Consider the following 16,399-nt stretch of genomic DNA (forward strand, 5'->3'; position numbering starts at 1 on the left):
ATCGGTTGTCCAACGGACGAAAATGTAACTGCGTGTATCGAAAATGGATTAGTTTAGGAGCTGGCCAAGGTGCGTGAAGGGTTTATGGGCAAATTAAGAACAATCCTACTGGGGCTGCCGAGACGCCACAAGCGCGCTATCCAAGTGGCCACTGATGTCGTTTTGGTCTGGGTCGCCTTATGGCTGGCATTCGTCGTACGGCTCGGCGTCGAGGCTTTGGCCAGCCCGATCGAAACGCATCTTTGGCTCTTTGCCTCTGCTCCGCTGATTGCCATACCGATTTTCATCCGCTTTGGCATGTATCGCGCCGTCATGCGTTATTTCGGTAACGATGCGCTGATTACTATTTGCAAGGCTGTCAGCCTTTCGGCCTTGCTGCTGGCTCTTGTGGTGTATTGGTACAGCAATCATAAGACCGTAGTGCCTCGCTCTATCATTTTTAACTACTGGTGGTTGAGCCTGATCACGATTGGCGGGTTGCGCCTAGTGATGCGGCAGTATTTTCTGGGGGACTGGTTTACCGCAGCCCAACATGTACCGTTTACCAGTCGTGATGATGGCCTGCCCAAGGTCGCTATTTATGGTGCCGGAGCCGCAGGTAACCAACTCGTTGCGGCATTGCGCATGGGGCGAGTGATGCGGCCGGTCGCGTTCATCGACGATGACAGCAGCATCGCCGATAGAGTCATTGCCGGGTTGCAGGTCTATCAACCCAAACACATTCAAAAAATGATTGATGTCACCGGCGCGCAAGAGATTTTGCTTGCCGTTCCGTCTTCGTCACGGGGTCGCCGTCGAGAGATATTGACGCTGCTTGAAGGTTTTCCGCTGCATGTGCGTAGTATCCCCGGCTTCATGGATCTGGCCAGCGGTCGGGTCAAGGTCGACGATATCCAGGAAGTCGATATTGCGGACCTTCTTGGGCGTGATCCGGTACCTGCACAGGCTGATTTGCTTGAGCATTGTGTCGCTGGACAGTCAGTTCTAGTGACCGGGGCGGGTGGTTCGATTGGCTCCGAACTATGTCGGCAGATCCTCGCGCTCAAGCCAACGACTCTGCTGCTGTTCGAGCATAGCGAATTCAATCTTTATAGCATTTTATCCGAACTTGAACCTCGAATTGCTCGCGAGTCGCTGTCGGTTCGATTGCTACCTATCTTGGGTTCGGTACGGGATCAGGACAAGCTACTGGACGTGATGAAGACGTGGAATGTCGACACGGTCTACCACGCGGCGGCTTATAAGCATGTGCCAATGGTGGAGCATAATATTGCTGAAGGCGTCTTGAACAACGTGATCGGAACGCTGAACACCGCGCAGGCCGCGCTACAAGCAGGTGCATCGAATTTTGTATTGATTTCGACGGACAAGGCTGTGCGTCCCACCAATGTGATGGGCAGTACCAAGCGCCTTGCTGAGCTTACCTTACAAGCCCTTAGTCGTGAGCTGGCGCCTGTGCTGTTCGGCGATAAGGCCAACATCTCACGTGTTAATAAAACCCGTTTTACGATGGTCCGTTTCGGTAACGTACTGGGGTCATCCGGTTCGGTTATTCCACTGTTCCATAAGCAGATCAAATCAGGTGGGCCCTTAACCGTTACGCATCCGAAGATCACGCGTTATTTCATGACAATTCCCGAGGCCGCTCAGTTGGTAATTCAGGCGGGGTCCATGGGGTTGGGCGGAGACGTTTTCGTGCTGGATATGGGGGAACCCGTAAAGATTATCGAGCTGGCGGAAAAGATGATTCATCTCTCTGGTCTGAGTGTCCGTTCGGAAAAGAACCCCCACGGTGATATTTCAATCGAATTCACGGGCCTGCGACCAGGCGAGAAACTCTACGAAGAGTTGCTGATTGGCGACAATGTCGTCGCGACCCAGCATCCTATGATCATGAGTGCCAACGAGGACCATTTGCCCTGGGACGCGCTCAAGCTCAAGCTGGCCGAGTTGTTGACCGCCATCGAACAGGATGACTACAGCAGGGTCCGTCAACTGCTTCGCGATACCGTCAGTGGCTACGCTCCGGACGGAGAAATTGTCGATTGGATTTATCAGCAGCGTCGCCTTGAACCCTGATTGTTACATAAGCTGTAACATACACATTTTTGACAACGATACGTCATCGCCTAAGTTTGAGAGGCAGCCTCGGAAAAGCTGCTTCTCTTAACGATGTCATGGAGCGTCATTTATGCGTACAGGCTATTTCTACTCTTTGATCTTTGCCCTTCTGACCAGCGCCTCGATTGTGGCTGTCGCCGCCCCAGCAGCCAAACCCGAGTCGGTGGCTACGCCACCGTCAGTGGAACAGCCGGCCAAAACGCAGAGCGCCAAGGTGGACTTAAACGGGGCGGATGCTGCAACGCTGCAGCGTGAGTTGTCAGGGATAGGCAAGGGCAAGGCAGAAGCGATTGTTGCATACCGAGAAAGTAATGGTCCATTCTCTTCGGTGGAAGAGTTACTGGAAGTTAAGGGGATCGGCAAAGCTATTCTCGACAGGAACCGTGACAAGCTCGAGGTGAATTGAGTGTGTAATTGAAGGCGGGCCGGTCGAATTGATCGGCCTTTTTACTTTCTGGTCGGTATAAATTTTTAACCGATGTAAAAATGTTTCGTTGTTGGCGGCGCCATTAATTTTTTCTATGCGAGCCGGCAAGGCCTGAGATTAGATATACCTTTGAGTAACTGCCTCATAGCGTAAGCTCAGATGCAAGCACAATGGAGTTCTTCATGTTAGGCATCAACATGTGTATCGACTTTCGTCGAGTTTCATCAGGTGGCAGCACGTCTTAACCGGCGTCAACTAAGGGGCTGTAATCGCACGCTGATTTTATTCACTCGATGCGCCTTTGACGAGTGGGGATGCGCAATTTGATGGACGCAGACTTTACTGAATCTCAACAGGTGCGGATTTAAAATTAGTCTCGGTTGGTTTCGTACAGAGTCTAGTACTGGGCGCTATGAGTCTGGTCGAAGAATAATAACCAAGGACGGCTGGTAGCATTAGATAGGTGAAATATTTTCCAAAAACAAGAAGAATAAAGCACGAAAGCATTGCAGAGAAAATAAATGCCTGCCCTGCATCTGATCTGCCTTTTAGGGTGATATTCATGCCAGTTGTGGATAAAGGGATAAGGATTAAAATAAGGAAATAAATAAATCCAAAAAGGCCCAAGTCTAGCCATGCAGATAATATGTTGTGTATGTAGTAGCCCTTTTCGTATTCTCCATAATTCCCAAGAATAGGATTGTCCATTATTTTAGAGAACCCTTGTTCGGAAAGCTGATCTCGCACCGTCGATGAATTATCGTTACTTAAATTTAGGAGTAGTGTCACCCTGTTCTCTGGAAGATTAATGATGCCAGAATAAAGTGTGGCTGAGAGAGTGAAAATTAGAACTATCGAAGAAATGACAGAAAACATTTTAATCCGTGATCTGCATACTTCGAACGATACGATGAATATTAGTAGGCCGATAAACTCACTTCGAGCGCCGTTCACGTACAAAGCATATGTTATAGCGGGATAGGTAAGTATTCGTAATATTCTAGTTTGTGTGCTTGAGATTGCGACAATTACACAGAGTAAGTAGTACAGTGCAAAACCTTGATAGCTGGAGATGTTTTCTGTTTTTCCGGATATTGATCTTATGGAAAATACCCCCTCTTCCATAAAATAAAATATGCATGTCGTCATGGCTAAAACCGAAAGCCATAACAAAAACTTTGATGCTGTCGACTGTCGGGTCATTCCCTTAAATACCAAATAGACAGCAGCGGATTGGATAATTGACGCAAGATGCCAGGCTAAATATTTACTGTCATCCATGAGGATCGCGTTAAAAATGGCGATTCCAGCGAAGTAGAGTAGAAATCCAAAATAAGCAGTATCAAACGTCTGTAATTTGAGGTTTTTCAATGTGTCTAAGGCGTATCGCGCACCGAGTAATATAAACAGCGCAGCGCATGCCACGCCGAAGTAACCGCCCGCAAACGCTGGTATGAGTCCAGTACCTACGCAAACCTGATAGAAAAATGCACCAGGAAACAAAGCTAGCATTGAAAGTAGAGCGAGGCGATCAGTAGTGGGACGCGATGTTTTCATAGGTCAGCATAAAAGGTGACAAGCAGTGTGGGCGCTTTGAGCGCCGCCAAGGTAGCGATCTTGAAGCTCTCTATCGCTAAGGTCTTGATGGTCATGTTCTCATCCTTGGGATCCGTTCGTGGCGATTACTGCCATTCAAAAAATGACGCATTTTACATGGGTTTTTAGGATTATGTGGGCTTCGATAAGAATTTACCATTGAGCTGGCCTGCTTCCTGTCCTCCGGTGGAAGGGGCGGGTTTTTTCAAGCCGCTACAGCCCGTATACTGCGCAGCATTTTTCGCGACGGGATACGCATAGGAATGATTGTCAAAGCTGCGATACAAACCTCATCGGGCTATAAGCCCTTTATTGACGGGCTTAGGGCTCTGTCGATTTTGGCTGTCGTGGGCTATCACGCCGGTATCACACAGATATCCGGTGGCTTTATTGGGGTTGACGTTTTCTTTGTTATCTCAGGTTTCTTGATCGTCACCCATATCCTGAGTGCCATTCAATCTGCCTCCTTTTCCTTTGGAGAGTTTTGGGCTAGGCGCGCGCTTCGAATCCTGCCGCCTTACCTTTTGATCATATTCGCATGCTCCGTTGTAGCGCCGTTTATCCTCATCCTCCCTAAAGAATTGACGGAGTTCGGTAATCAGGTTGCGTATTCAGCAGCAATGCTCGTCAATCATTATTTCCTAGGGCAGCAGGGCTATTTTGACGGCCTAGCCGACACGAAGCCGTTGCTTCATTTGTGGTCTCTCGCTGTCGAGGAACAATTCTATCTCATTGCTCCTATCTTTATATTCGGGCTATTTGCGCTCACCAGGAAACGTACGCCGTTGCAGGCTGTAACGATCTGCGGATTAGTGGTGCTCTCCATCTTCACCCTGTCACTGTATGGCAGCATGAGCCTCAGCGGAGGTGGCGCAGGCAAAAACTATGCTTTTTTCTTGATGCCACTCCGTGCTTGGGAATTCATTGCTGGCGGATCGATCGCATTTTTAGTGCCGCTTGCACAGAGGATCCCTCGTTTCGTCGTTGAGGTGGCGGCGTGCCTTGGGTTATGGTTGATCGGATACTCAATTTTCACTTATTCTGGTTCGAGTCCCTATCCTTCATGGCGGGCGATCTACCCAGTCTCTGGCGCCGCGCTCATCATTCTTTGCGGAGTGGTTAACCCGGGCATTCTTGTGGCGCGCGCGCTAGCACTTAGGCCATTCGTTGCTATTGGACTTGTTTCGTACGCATGGTACCTGTGGCATTGGCCTCTTCTCACCTTTGGGCGGATTTATAATTTTGGTGAGCGCATCCTTCCATTCGACATTGCAATGGTTGCTATATCGTTGCTTTTGGGCTGGGCTACCTACGCGCTGCTGGATAAAAAAATTCTTGCCTGGAGAAAACGCCTAAAGGGCGGTGCCGGCTGGGGCCATACAGCAATGTCGATTTCATTGTGCATACCCCTTGGGGCGGCAGGATGGTACATGTCAAACGAGTACGCTCCGTCGGTAGCGAAAAGTTTTACAGAGGCGCAAACCCCAAAGCCGGCGACGCGTGCCGGGGTTTGCGATCTTCACTTTGTTGCAAGCCCGGACGCATGTGTCGACTCGGCCAAAAATAAAACATTAGGGCTTTTGATTGGTGACTCCCACGCCGATGCTGCATACCGAGGCCTATCAAAGCACGCTGTTGAAAATGGTGCTGTGATTGCCACCATGTCTTCCGGTGGTTGTGCCGCTCTTCTGGATGTTCATGTGAACAATCCAGATATAGCGATGCAGGGCCGCTGCGAGAAAGGTCGGGAGAATGCCTTGTCGATGGTGGGGGACAAGATAAAGCCGAAGTTTGCGGTACTTTTTTCGAGCTGGACAATCTATGCCGGTCGCGGAAGGTACTCTTTAAGCGAGCCTGGAACGACCACACCTTTCCCAAATACTCAGGCTGGATTCATTCAAAAGCTCCGAGGCACCTATGACTACCTTAGGGCGCAGGGTGTTGAAAGGATATTGGTTATTGCTCCTGTGCCTATATTCAAAGCACCTGCTCCGCCTTGCGTGATGCGAACAGACCGATACATGCTTGATCGCGACACGCATTGCTCAATTACTCGCACTTCAGCTGACAAAGAACGGAATGATGTTGTTTCTTGGATTCGTGAATCAATTGCAGGGGAAAATAATGTCAGAATTATCGATCCTGTTAATAATTTTTGTGACGAAAAAAAATGCAGGAGTTATGGCGAGGAGGGTGTTTTGTACGTTGATACAAACCATATAGGTGATGCTGGTTTGGAGCGAATATATAAGTCCGAAGAGCTAGCTTTCGACTGGTTGTTTGGGGAAAAATAGATATTTTATTGGCCGCATTTAATGGGTTATTCAATTAAAAAGCCGACTTTAAGCTAATGCTGTTCATTTAGGCAGAGCAGCCATTCGATCCACTGGATACCGGGCTTCAATATCTTCACCGTCCTTGGCTGTCTGGCCTAGGGTGGTGATTCAGAAACGGCAGGGGTGAACCGTATTTCTGACGCTCGACCAAAAGCTCCTGCGGCTTTGTTAGCTTTGGGGCGAATGCTGTAGGCAAGGGGAATGTATCTGATCCGTGAAGCACACCTACCGCTACGCGTGCTTCCATCAACGGGGCTTTTTTGGTGAGTAGTTCCACGGCAAAAAGGCTTCGTGAGTGCCTGGGTAGGGGGCGCATGTCTTGGATTACACCCCTAAGGTAACAAACCTTGGAGTCAGAACCTTGTGCAGGCGATTGTGCCAGAGGTCGAACTTATCCAGGTAACCAGTTCAGTTCCTGCGCCGTCAACACGAATGGTTCGTCCCGTTCATCGGGGGAGGCTTTGAATCGCTTGGACTCCTGACGCTTTAGCAAAGGGGCGGAGCCGGTTGAATCCCGGTACAACAATTTTGAAAACGGCCTCGATCCCCTGTTCGATCAGCGCACCCAAGCCATCTATGGATTTTCGAAGGTCTACCGACTCGTAGAGATAGAGTTTTTAACGCAGGCATTGGGAGCATCCGGGATCATTTGGCGGCCTTGAATGTTGGGGGAGGGGTTACGACATCAAGCTGACGTGGAAATGAAGCGCATGCCCAATGAATTGTCGCCGTCATCGACGACAGCGACAGGGCGATGATCAAGCTGGCTGCCTGCCAAGCCTACGTCCATGAAGTGGTGGCAAGAAATGATATGAGCAAATCCGTAGCCAGCGGCGTTTGTGGTGTCATAATTCAGCCTTTTCACGCAGGCGGGTTTTTTGATGAACCGTAGGAGCTTTCTGATATCGGCAGGGGTTGTTGCAGCGTTCACTTCAGTTCCTCTAATTCGGCGTTATATGCCGAATCGACCATTGAACATTCGTAACGCATACAGTCTTTGGTATAATCGCCCGGCTGTCGCTGAAGTCTTTGGGGGGTTCTGCATTGGTTATATCAGCTCAGCCGGTGATGTGCTGGTATCTGAAGTCAGTGAGCAATTGCTTGTTAATAGGACCGTCAAGTTACATACTTTCGATGGGGCTAGCGACCATGGTTCTCCGTCGCTATTGAAAATCCCTTCAGGGAAATATGCCGGTCACGTAATTGCTTGTTTCAGCAACCATTCTTCGCCGTTGTTCTTCGCTCGCACATCACGCCCAGAAACAATTGGTGAGTGGGGAAAGGTTCGCATAATCGACGGTGGGCGCTCGACCTATGTTTCGTTGGCAGCGTTGCCAGACGGAAAAATCGTTCTTATGCATACACTACAAGAGCGTGTTGGGCAGTACTCAGCAGGTGAGTGGCGTAAAGTCGTGGCAAGAACTTCGGAGGACGGTGGCGATACCTGGAGCAACCCCATACTGATCGCAGGTATTGGGCCAGGCACTTTCCCATATTCAACGGCGTTGTCAACTTCGGTCAATGGGCGTTGCGCGATGACATACGCCATATACTCAGCCACGGAGAAACGTCATCAAGGTCTGACGGTGCTCATCACTGGCGATGCCTTTCAAACAAAAATCGAGATACCTATCGAACTCGGAGACTTTGCACTGGCGGACACTGTTCCATTTGAGACCAAGTGGGTTTCTGAAAGCGTTTTGTCGGTGTCCTACACCCAAATGAGTGAAGCTCGGCAGGTCGGGCTCAGCAGAGTTATTCTGGTGGATGTGGAGAATCGGCGGTGCCTCTCTAATAGAGAGATTGCTGACGTGGCGGTCCATACTTACGCTGGCGGATCGGCAATTACGGACGATGGGCTCTTTGCTGTTTTTTCCCCTAAAAGCGGCGGATTGGTTAGAAAAGACTTAACGACTGGACATGTGCTCGAACTGCTTAAGAATGGGAGATTCGCTTCTCCGACGCTGGTAAGGGTCAACGATCAGTCACTGATTGTTGTGCTGAAGAATCCGTTGATCAAAACCACACGAGACTTCTCGGGGGAACTCTTTATCATGCCGGCGACATAGCAAGAAAATTAGCGTTCTAATATTACTGTAGTGATATCCAACACTAACCTATTGAAGTCGCGCCTACCAAACGAAAGCCGCTTTTCTGAGCGGCCTATAAGAGTAACCGAGAGGTGGCCTTGTTTGCGTCTTGAGCTTGGGCTTGAGCAAACTTTTTTAGTGTTTTTGCCAAACGACCAGGGGACCTATTCCTTCAGGTAGGCGCTCGTCTTGATATAAACCAAACATCATTGGTGTGCCCGCTGATAGTGCTTCGTTATATTGTCATCGGCATGATCCAGCAGAGCCTTAATTTACTTCTGCGGAAACTCTACTGTTCCTCTGCGCCTTACTCTTGGCTCGTAGCAACGAAGTAATAATGCTCAATTCTGTGAATCCTGCATCGTTGAGGTTTTCTTACTCATCGACAACAATGCGGTGGAAAGAGCGATCAAGCTGTTTGTATAGGACGCAAACCGAGGCTGCGTAGCGATATGTTCAGGAGCGCCACCGCCACCGCCAACGTGCACATCTATAGTCGGGTTCAATTTTCCCAAGCTCGACTAGGTTGGGGGAAAGCGCTTACCGCGAACACCATCCGCGAAGCGCTACAACGTCTCGGCCAGGAAGGGCTGACCCATTGTGTGCGCAACAAAGAGGTGATGCGCAGCCCATTACTTGATGAGTTTTTCACCAATGTGGTTGCACAACTGCGTCTGGTATTTAGCTCCGCACCCGACGAGGCGTGTTTCCAGGCGCCGTGGCTAGCGCGTGACCGGTACATCCACGATTGCCTGGCCGAGGGCGACAAGCTTGCGGCCCACGAAGCCATGAGCCTTTACCTCGATGATTCCGAGCAACTGCTAACTCCCACCCATCACCACTGATCAAGGACCCGCGCCATGTACAAAGACTACCCAGCCGCCTACCAGGTCAGCAAAGGTTCAGCCCTGCAAGTGGACAAACCCTTCTACGACCGCATCCGCACCGCTCAAGACAAGCGCACGCTGATCGAACAGTTCGAGGTACCCATCCGCACCGGCCGCGCTTGGCACGTACCTGCCGGTCATGTGTTCCGCGTCACGACCCCGGTGGGCCCGCAGGTAGGAGACTTCAACGTCTGGAATGCCCATGATCCACGGGAACGCTTGTGGGCAGCGCGCACGCGCCAGCTTCAAGGCGCCCACGTCAGCACCCATGATCGGTTGTGGTCGAACCTGCCATTCCTGCGGCCCTTGGTGACCATCACCGATGACAGTCTGGCCGGCTATGGCATCGACGAGCATGGTGGACGGCTGCACGATCTACTGGGGACGCGCTGTGATCCGTATGTGAACAGGATGCTGACGGGGGAGGACTTCCATCATCACTGTCACTCGAACCTGACCCGGGCGGTGTTGCCCCACGGCCTGACGGAGTTCGATGTGCATGACGTGCTGAATATTTTCCAGTGCACGGGGCTTAATCATGACGACATGTACTTCATGAAGGCCTGTCCGGCGCAGAAGGGCGATTACCTGGAGTTTTTTGCCGAGATTGATTTGTTGTGCGCCCTGTCCACCTGCCCGGGTGGTGACCTGTCGCTGGCGATGTGGGGGCCGGATGCGCAGGATCCCCTTAGCGTCTGTCGCCCGCTGGGGGTTGAGATCTATCGGTTGGAGGATTCATTGCTGGAGGGCTGGAGCCAGCCTGAGCGTGCGGCGTACAGGGGGTTGCATGGCTTGCATATCGCCAAGGCAGATTGGGAGAAGTGATGCAGTAGGTGCTGGCTTTTTTGTGGCGAGGGGATTTATCCCCGCTGGGGCGCGCAGCGGCCCTCTTTCAAAAACCCAACCAGTTCATCAGGCACACTGGGTTGTAGGTTTTGGGGCTGCTGCGCAGCCCAGCGGGGATAAATCCCCTCGCCACAAAAGCGCTGAGTAGTGAGGTAATCAACGATCCTTGGCTTCCTTCGCATCCATTTCCGCATTGCGCTCGGCAACGCGCTTGCGTTGCTCATCGGTCAACTCGACCTTGTGGGCGGTGTCGCGCAGCATCATCAGACCACCTACGATCGAGCCGATTGCAACAATCAGAATCAACCAGGCATACCAGGGCATAGGGTTCTCCTTGAGGGGGCGATGGACGGACGAACATTTCGCCGATCCATCGCACCTACCACTTATGAGCGAAGGTTGTTCGCAGTGGTTCAATACTACGCCCGTTCGGTCGGATTCACCTCAAAGCCCGGTCAGCATCGCATCGGCGGGAGCGTCTGCACGCAGTTGTGCGGTGAGGATGAAGTAGACGAAACCCACCGCCATGAAGCCTAGGAAGATCAGCCCGATCAGCGCGTTGAACCAGGCCATCGCCACCAGGCACACCACGGCCAGTGCCAGGGCGATGCCCGGCACGATCGGATAGCCCGGTGCGCGGAAAGTACGTTCCAGGTTGGGTTCGGTTTTACGCAATTTGAACAGGCTGAGCATGCTCATGATGTACATGACGATGGCGCCGAACACGGCCATGGTGATCATCGCCGCGGTCAGGGTCATGCCGCCGAGGTTGATCAGGCCGTCGCTGTAGATCGCCGCTATGCCGATCAGTCCACCAGCGATGATGGCCCGGTGCGGGGTCTGGAAGCGTGACAGTTTGGCCAGGGAGGCGGGCAGGTAGCCGGCGCGGGCCAGGGCGAAGAACTGGCGCGAGTAGCCCAGGATGATGCCGTGGAAACTCGCCACCAGGCCGAACAGGCCGATCCACACGAGCATGTGCAGCCAGCCGGAGCTTTCACCGACCACGGTTTTCATGGCTTGGGGCAGGGGATCGTTGATGTTCGACAGGGTGCGCCAGTCGCCGACGCCGCCGGCAAAGAACATCACGCCCATCGCCAGGATTACCAGGGTCAGGATGCCGCTGATGTAAGCCTTGGGAATCGTGCGTTTCGGATCCTTGGCTTCTTCGGCGGCCATGGCCGCGCCTTCGATGGCCAGGAAGAACCAGATGGCGAAGGGAATCGCGGCGAACATGCCGGCGATGGCCGGTGCGCCGAATACATCGGAACCGGCCCAGCCGTTCAGGGCAAAGCTGCTGAAACTGAACGCCGGGGCCACGACGCCCATGAATACCAGCAGTTCGGCTACCGCCAAGACGCAGACAATCAGCTCGAATGTCGCGGCCAGCTTGACCCCGAGGATGTTCAGGCCCATGAATACGATATAGGCGCCGACCGCTGCGTGTTTCGGATCCAGCGCCGGGAATTGCACGTTCAGGTAGGCGCCAATGGCCAGGGCAATGGCCGGCGGGGCGAAGACGAATTCGATCAGCGTCGCCAGCCCGGCGATCAACCCGCCTTTTTCGCCGAAGGCCCGACGGCTGTAGGCAAACGGCCCGCCGGCATGGGGAATGGCGGTGGTCAGTTCGGTGAAGCTGAAAATGAAGCAGGTGTACATGGCCGCGACCATGAATGACGTCACCAGAAAGCCCAGCGTCCCGGCCACGCCCCAGCCGTAGCTCCAGCCGAAATACTCGCCGGAAATCACCAGGCCGACGGCAATACCCCATAAATGCAGGGTGCCCAGGGTGGGTTTGAGTTGTGTGTTCATCAGTGGCTCCCCTCGATCCATAGCAAAAGCGCTGGGGAGGGGCAGTGCAGTGGGCGTGCCAGTGTGGCGAGGGCGGTCGTAATGGGTGAAATCGTGTCGTATCGGGGATGTTCGCTGCCGGATGGCTTGGTTTTGTGCCCCAGTTCAGAGCGTCGGCGCCTGGGCTGGCCTCATCGCGAGCAAGCTCGCTCCCACAGGAGGGCTTCAGTGAACACAAATTCTCTATTCACCACAGATCCCATGTGGGAGCGAGCTTGCTCGCGATGAGGCCAGCCCAGCCAACACTTTTTACGGATTCTTTATCCGCCAACCTATCTCTCGATCTCGTTCCTTTACAGCCTCCCTGTCGACAATCACTCCACACACGGCACGACGCCGTACCACGGAGAAATCCCATGAATGTTCTGGATGGGGTGTCGCTGCTGCTGGCAGTGGCGCTGTTCATTTATCTGCTGGTTGCGCTGTTGCGCGCCGATCGGAACTAGGAGCGGCTATGCACGGTTATGACTACGGGCTGATCCTCGGCTTTTTCGCCCTGGTGCTGATTCCAGCACCGTTTCTGGGGCGTTTTTACTACCGGGTGATGGAAGGCCAGCGTACTTGGCTTTCGCCGATCCTCGGCCCGGTGGAGCGCGGTTGCTATCGCCTGGCCGGTGTCGACGCCACCGTTGAGCAGAGCTGGCAGAAATACACCCTGGCCTTGCTCGCCTTCAACCTGGCGGGTTTTGTCTTGCTGTTCGCCATTCTGCTGCTGCAGGGATATTTGCCGCTAAATACCGAGCAACTGCCCGGCATGGAGTGGACCCAGGCCTTCAACACGGCCGTGAGTTTCATGACCAACACCAACTGGCAGTCCTACAGCGGTGAAGCGTCCTTGAGCTACCTGAGCCAGATGGTCGGCCTGACCGTGCAGAACTTCGTCAGCGCCGCCACCGGCCTGGCCGTGCTCGTGGCGTTGTGTCGCGGCATCGGGCGCAAGTCCGCTGCGACGCTGGGTAACTTCTGGGTCGATATGACCCGCGCCACTCTCTACGGGCTGTTGCCGCTGTGCCTGCTGCTGGCATTGTTCCTGGTCTGGCAGGGCGTACCGCAGACCTTTGCGCACTATGTGCACGGGGTCACGCTGCAGGGCGTCGACCAGGTCATCCCGCTGGGGCCGGCCGCCAGCCAGATCGCGATCAAGCAATTGGGCACCAACGGTGGCGGTTTCTTCGGCGTCAACTCGGCGCATCCGTTCGAAAACCCGACGGCATGGAGCAACCTGTTCGAAGTCGCTTCGATCATCCTGATTCCCGCCGCGCTGGTGTTCACCTTCGGTCATTACGTCAAGGACCTGCGCCAGAGCCGGGCGATCATCGCCTGCATGCTTGCCCTGTTCCTGATTGGCGGCGCCACGTCACTGTGGGCCGAATACCAACCCAACCCGGCCCTGAACAACCCGGCCGTCGAGCAAGCGGCACCGCTGGAAGGCAAGGAGGCGCGCTTCGGCACCACCGCCACGGTGCTGTGGTCGGTGACCACCACGGCGGCTTCCAACGGCTCGGTCAACGGTATGCACGACAGTCTCAACCCACTCAGCGGCATGGTGTCGCTGGTGAACATGATGGTCGGCGAGGTGATCTTCGGCGGCGTTGGGGCCGGGCTCTACGGAATGCTGTTGAACGTGTTGATCGCGGTGTTCCTGGCCGGCTTGATGATCGGTCGCACCCCGGAATACCTGGGCAAGAAGCTGGGCGCCCGGGAAGTGCAACTGTTGGTGGCAACCCTGCTGGTGATGCCCGTCAGCGTGCTGGTGCTGGGGGCCGTCGCCGCAAGCCTGCCCGGGCCGGCCGCAGCGGTGAGCAATCCGGGTGCCCATGGTTTCAGCCAGTTGTTGTACGCCTACACCTCGGCGGGGGCGAACAACGGTTCGGCATTCGCCGGGTTTGGCGCTAACACACCTTTCCACAACCTGATGCTGGGCCTGGGCATGTTGATCGGCCGGTTCGGCTACATCCTGCCGGTGCTGGCATTGGCCGGTAGTTTGGCCTTGAAGAAGACCGCGCCGATTGGCCAGAACAGTTTTCCCACCCACGGCCCGCTGTTCGTGACCCTGTTGACCGTGACCATCCTGTTGGTGGGCGGCTTGACCTTCCTGCCGACCCTGGCCCTGGGGCCGATTGCCGAACACTTGAGCCTGGGCTTCTGAGGGATATGAAGATGAATATGCCGATGAGCAAAACCGTCGCCGCCAAGGCACCGGAACAACCGAAGACCCACCTGTCGGCCCTCTGGCGGCCGGCGCTGGTGCAAGCCTTCGTCAAGCTCGATCCACGCCAGTTGCACCGCGCACCGGTGATGCTGGTGGTGGAACTGACCGCGATCCTCACCACCGTGTTGTGCTTCATCCCCGACAGCGCCGTGCCGACGTTTGTCGCCGCGCAAATTGCGCTGTGGCTGTGGTTCACCGTGCTGTTCGCCAACTTCGCCGAAGCCTTGGCCGAAGGCCGCGGCAAGGCCCGGGCCGACAGCCTCAAGGCCGGCAGCGAAGGCCTCAACGCACGTCGCCAGACCGCGAGCGGTTTTGAAATCATCCCCGCCACCCGATTGCGCAAAGGCGATGTTGTACGCGTCGAGGCCGGCGACATGATCCCGGGCGACGGTGAAGTGATTGAAGGCATTGCTGCGGTCAATGAGGCGGCGATCACCGGCGAATCGGCGCCGGTCATCCGCGAGTCCGGCGGCGATCGCTCGGCCGTCACTGGCAATACGCGGCTGGTCTCCGACTGGTTGCTGATACGCATCACCAGCAATCCCGGCGAATCCACCCTGGACCGCATGATCGCCTTGGTTGAAGGCGCCAAGCGCCAGAAAACACCGAACGAGGTGGCGCTGGATATCCTGTTGATCGGCCTGACGCTGATCTTCCTGTTGGTGGTGGTGACGCTGCAACCGTTCGCCCATTTCGCCAACGCCAGCCTGCCGCTGGTGTTTCTGGTGGCGCTGCTGGTCACCTTGATACCCACCACCATCGGCGGGCTGCTGTCGGCCATCGGCATCGCCGGGATGGACCGGTTGGTGCGCCTGAACGTGATCGCCAAATCCGGCCGTGCGGTCGAGGCGGCGGGGGATGTGCATGTGCTGATGCTGGACAAGACCGGCACCATCACCTTTGGCAATCGTCGCTGTACAGCGGTCTATGCCGCCCCCGGTGTGAGTGCCAAGGAACTGGCCGAAGGCGCGCTGTTCGCCTCGTTGGCTGACGAGACGGCCGAGGGCAAGTCCATCGTCGAGTACCTGCGAGGTTTGCATTCACAGCCCGAGCCTGGCGTCGAAGCGCTGACGGCCGTGCCGTTCAGTGCTGAAACCCGTTTGTCCGGGGTCGACTATCAGGGCCGTATCTACCGCAAGGGCGCCGTGGACTCGTTGCTGGATTTCATCGGCTTTGCACGCAATGAGTTGCCGTCGGCACTGGCGCGGGAGGTCGACAAGATCGCCCAGAGTGGCGGCACGCCGTTGCTGGTGTGCGTGGACGGCAAGCTGCTCGGCGCGATCCACCTCAAGGATGTGGTCAAGCCCGGCATCCGCGAGCGCTTTGCCGAGCTGCGCAAGCTGGGGATTCGCACGGTGATGGTCACCGGCGACAACCCGTTGACCGCCGCGGCGATTGCCGCCGAGGCCGGTGTCGATGACGTGCTGGCAGAGGCCACGCCGGAGAAAAAACTGGCGCGTATCCGTCATGAGCAAAATGACGGTCGGCTGGTGGCCATGTGCGGAGACGGTGCCAACGACGCCCCGGCCCTGGCCCAGGCCGATGTCGGCATGGCGATGAACGACGGCACCCAGGCCGCGCGGGAGGCGGCCAACATGGTCGACCTCGACAGCGACCCGACCAAACTGCTGGACGTGGTGCAGATCGGCAAGGAACTGCTGGTGACCCGTGGGGCGCTGACCACCTTTTCCATCGCCAATGACATCGCCAAGTACTTCGCGATCCTGCCGGCGCTGTTCGCCTCGATTTATCCACAGCTCGGCGTGTTGAACGTGATGCACCTGAGCAGCCCGCAGAGCGCGATCCTGTCGGCCATCGTCTTCAACGCATTGATCATCGTCGTACTGATCCCCCTGGCCTTGCGCGGCGTGCGAGTGCACGCGGCAAGTGCGGCGGCGCTGTTGCGACGCAATCTGTTGATCTATGGCCTGGGCGGGATCGTGGTGCCGTTCGTGGGGATCAAGGCGATCGATATGTTGCTGACGGCGTTGGGTCTGGTTTGAGTCGTTGTGGCAGGTGAGGCCGTTGTGGCGAGG

General features: G+C 55.1%; 12 protein-coding genes and 1 pseudogene. 9 read left to right on the forward strand and 4 right to left on the reverse strand.

The genetic code is table 11. The features are described from left to right. Positions 1 to 84: 84 nt before the first annotated feature. Together Q7F16_RS25660 and Q7F16_RS25665 are read left to right on the forward strand one after the other, a co-directional pair. On the forward strand, positions 85 to 2,079 hold the full coding sequence (locus Q7F16_RS25660; RefSeq protein ID WP_409556545.1) for a polysaccharide biosynthesis protein: 1,995 nt from the start codon (positions 85 to 87) through the stop codon (positions 2,077 to 2,079). Between the two features lie 112 nt (positions 2,080 to 2,191). Continuing rightward, positions 2,192 to 2,527 carry a ComEA family DNA-binding protein gene (locus Q7F16_RS25665; RefSeq protein WP_409556529.1) on the forward strand — a complete coding sequence of 112 codons (336 nt, stop codon included), beginning with the start codon at positions 2,192 to 2,194 and terminating at the stop codon, positions 2,525 to 2,527. 360 nt (positions 2,528 to 2,887) lie between these two features. Here Q7F16_RS25665 and Q7F16_RS25670 read toward each other — a convergent pair whose 3' ends face one another. Further along, positions 2,888 to 4,105, reverse strand: coding sequence for an O-antigen ligase domain-containing protein (locus Q7F16_RS25670; RefSeq protein WP_409556530.1), 1,218 nt, complete (start codon positions 4,103 to 4,105; stop codon positions 2,888 to 2,890). 302 nt (positions 4,106 to 4,407) lie between these two features. Here Q7F16_RS25670 and Q7F16_RS25675 point away from each other — a divergent pair, with 302 nt between their 5' ends. Further along, a complete protein-coding gene (locus Q7F16_RS25675; RefSeq protein WP_409556531.1) occupies positions 4,408 to 6,438 on the forward strand; it encodes an acyltransferase family protein in 2,031 nt (676 codons plus the stop codon). A gap of 727 nt (positions 6,439 to 7,165) precedes the next feature. Here the strand turns inward: Q7F16_RS25675 and Q7F16_RS25680 are convergent. Continuing rightward, on the reverse strand, positions 7,166 to 7,411 hold the full coding sequence (locus tag Q7F16_RS25680) for a hypothetical protein (RefSeq protein WP_409556532.1): 246 nt from the start codon (positions 7,409 to 7,411) through the stop codon (positions 7,166 to 7,168). Positions 7,412 to 7,451: 40 nt separating this feature from the next. On the opposite strand from Q7F16_RS25680, the gene Q7F16_RS25685 reads away from it, so the two are divergent. From Q7F16_RS25685 to Q7F16_RS25695, 3 genes and pseudogenes are all read left to right on the forward strand, one after another. Then, on the forward strand, positions 7,452 to 8,549 hold the full coding sequence (locus Q7F16_RS25685) for a hypothetical protein (protein WP_409556533.1): 1,098 nt from the start codon (positions 7,452 to 7,454) through the stop codon (positions 8,547 to 8,549). Positions 8,550 to 9,193: 644 nt separating this feature from the next. Then, a pseudogene (locus Q7F16_RS25690) lies at positions 9,194 to 9,415 on the forward strand (GntR family transcriptional regulator); the annotation flags it as partial. 15 nt (positions 9,416 to 9,430) lie between these two features. After that, positions 9,431 to 10,282: an urea carboxylase-associated family protein gene (locus tag Q7F16_RS25695; RefSeq protein ID WP_409556534.1), complete on the forward strand. Its 852-nt coding sequence runs from the start codon at positions 9,431 to 9,433 to the stop codon at positions 10,280 to 10,282. Between the two features lie 177 nt (positions 10,283 to 10,459). Here the strand turns inward: Q7F16_RS25695 and Q7F16_RS25700 are convergent, their stop codons facing one another. Both Q7F16_RS25700 and eat read right to left on the reverse strand, forming a co-directional pair. After that, complete coding sequence (locus tag Q7F16_RS25700) at positions 10,460 to 10,627, reverse strand: DUF2897 family protein (RefSeq protein WP_014337248.1); 168 nt, start codon at positions 10,625 to 10,627, stop codon at positions 10,460 to 10,462. Positions 10,628 to 10,747: 120 nt separating this feature from the next. Continuing rightward, on the reverse strand, positions 10,748 to 12,112 hold the full coding sequence (gene eat, locus Q7F16_RS25705; RefSeq protein ID WP_409556535.1) for an ethanolamine permease: 1,365 nt from the start codon (positions 12,110 to 12,112) through the stop codon (positions 10,748 to 10,750). A gap of 395 nt (positions 12,113 to 12,507) precedes the next feature. Between eat and kdpF the strand changes: the two genes are divergently transcribed. From kdpF to kdpB, 3 genes are read left to right on the forward strand one after another with little or no spacing between them, the layout of a single operon-like run. Next, on the forward strand, positions 12,508 to 12,597 hold the full coding sequence (gene kdpF / locus Q7F16_RS25710; protein ID WP_033033323.1) for a K(+)-transporting ATPase subunit F: 90 nt from the start codon (positions 12,508 to 12,510) through the stop codon (positions 12,595 to 12,597). An 8-nt stretch (positions 12,598 to 12,605) separates the two neighbouring features. Then, the gene (gene kdpA, locus Q7F16_RS25715) at positions 12,606 to 14,300 is read left to right on the forward strand and encodes a potassium-transporting ATPase subunit KdpA (protein ID WP_046063041.1); all 1,695 of its coding nucleotides are present in this window, start codon (positions 12,606 to 12,608) and stop codon (positions 14,298 to 14,300) included. 11 nt (positions 14,301 to 14,311) lie between these two features. Continuing rightward, entirely contained in the window at positions 14,312 to 16,366 is a 2,055-nt protein-coding gene (gene kdpB, locus Q7F16_RS25720; protein WP_409556536.1) for a potassium-transporting ATPase subunit KdpB, read from the forward strand. The last annotated feature ends 33 nt before the right edge of the window (positions 16,367 to 16,399 follow it).

The organism is Pseudomonas sp. Lb2C2 (genome assembly GCF_052112205.1).
Classification (GTDB): domain Bacteria; phylum Pseudomonadota; class Gammaproteobacteria; order Pseudomonadales; family Pseudomonadaceae; genus Aquipseudomonas; species Aquipseudomonas kilonensis.

Coding starts and splice junctions, on each gene's coding strand:
- Q7F16_RS25675 (WP_409556531.1), top strand. CDS start 4,408: ATGATTGTCAAAGCTGCGATACAAACCTCATCGGGCTATAAGCCCTTT.
- Q7F16_RS25670 (WP_409556530.1), bottom strand. CDS start 4,105: ATGAAAACATCGCGTCCCACTACTGATCGCCTCGCTCTACTTTCAATG.
- kdpB (WP_409556536.1), top strand. CDS start 14,312: ATGAATATGCCGATGAGCAAAACCGTCGCCGCCAAGGCACCGGAACAA.
- Q7F16_RS25665 (WP_409556529.1), top strand. CDS start 2,192: ATGCGTACAGGCTATTTCTACTCTTTGATCTTTGCCCTTCTGACCAGC.
- Q7F16_RS25695 (WP_409556534.1), top strand. CDS start 9,431: ATGTACAAAGACTACCCAGCCGCCTACCAGGTCAGCAAAGGTTCAGCC.
- kdpA (WP_046063041.1), top strand. CDS start 12,606: ATGCACGGTTATGACTACGGGCTGATCCTCGGCTTTTTCGCCCTGGTG.
- eat (WP_409556535.1), bottom strand. CDS start 12,112: ATGAACACACAACTCAAACCCACCCTGGGCACCCTGCATTTATGGGGT.
- kdpF (WP_033033323.1), top strand. CDS start 12,508: ATGAATGTTCTGGATGGGGTGTCGCTGCTGCTGGCAGTGGCGCTGTTC.
- Q7F16_RS25700 (WP_014337248.1), bottom strand. CDS start 10,627: ATGCCCTGGTATGCCTGGTTGATTCTGATTGTTGCAATCGGCTCGATC.
- Q7F16_RS25660 (WP_409556545.1), top strand. CDS start 85: ATGGGCAAATTAAGAACAATCCTACTGGGGCTGCCGAGACGCCACAAG.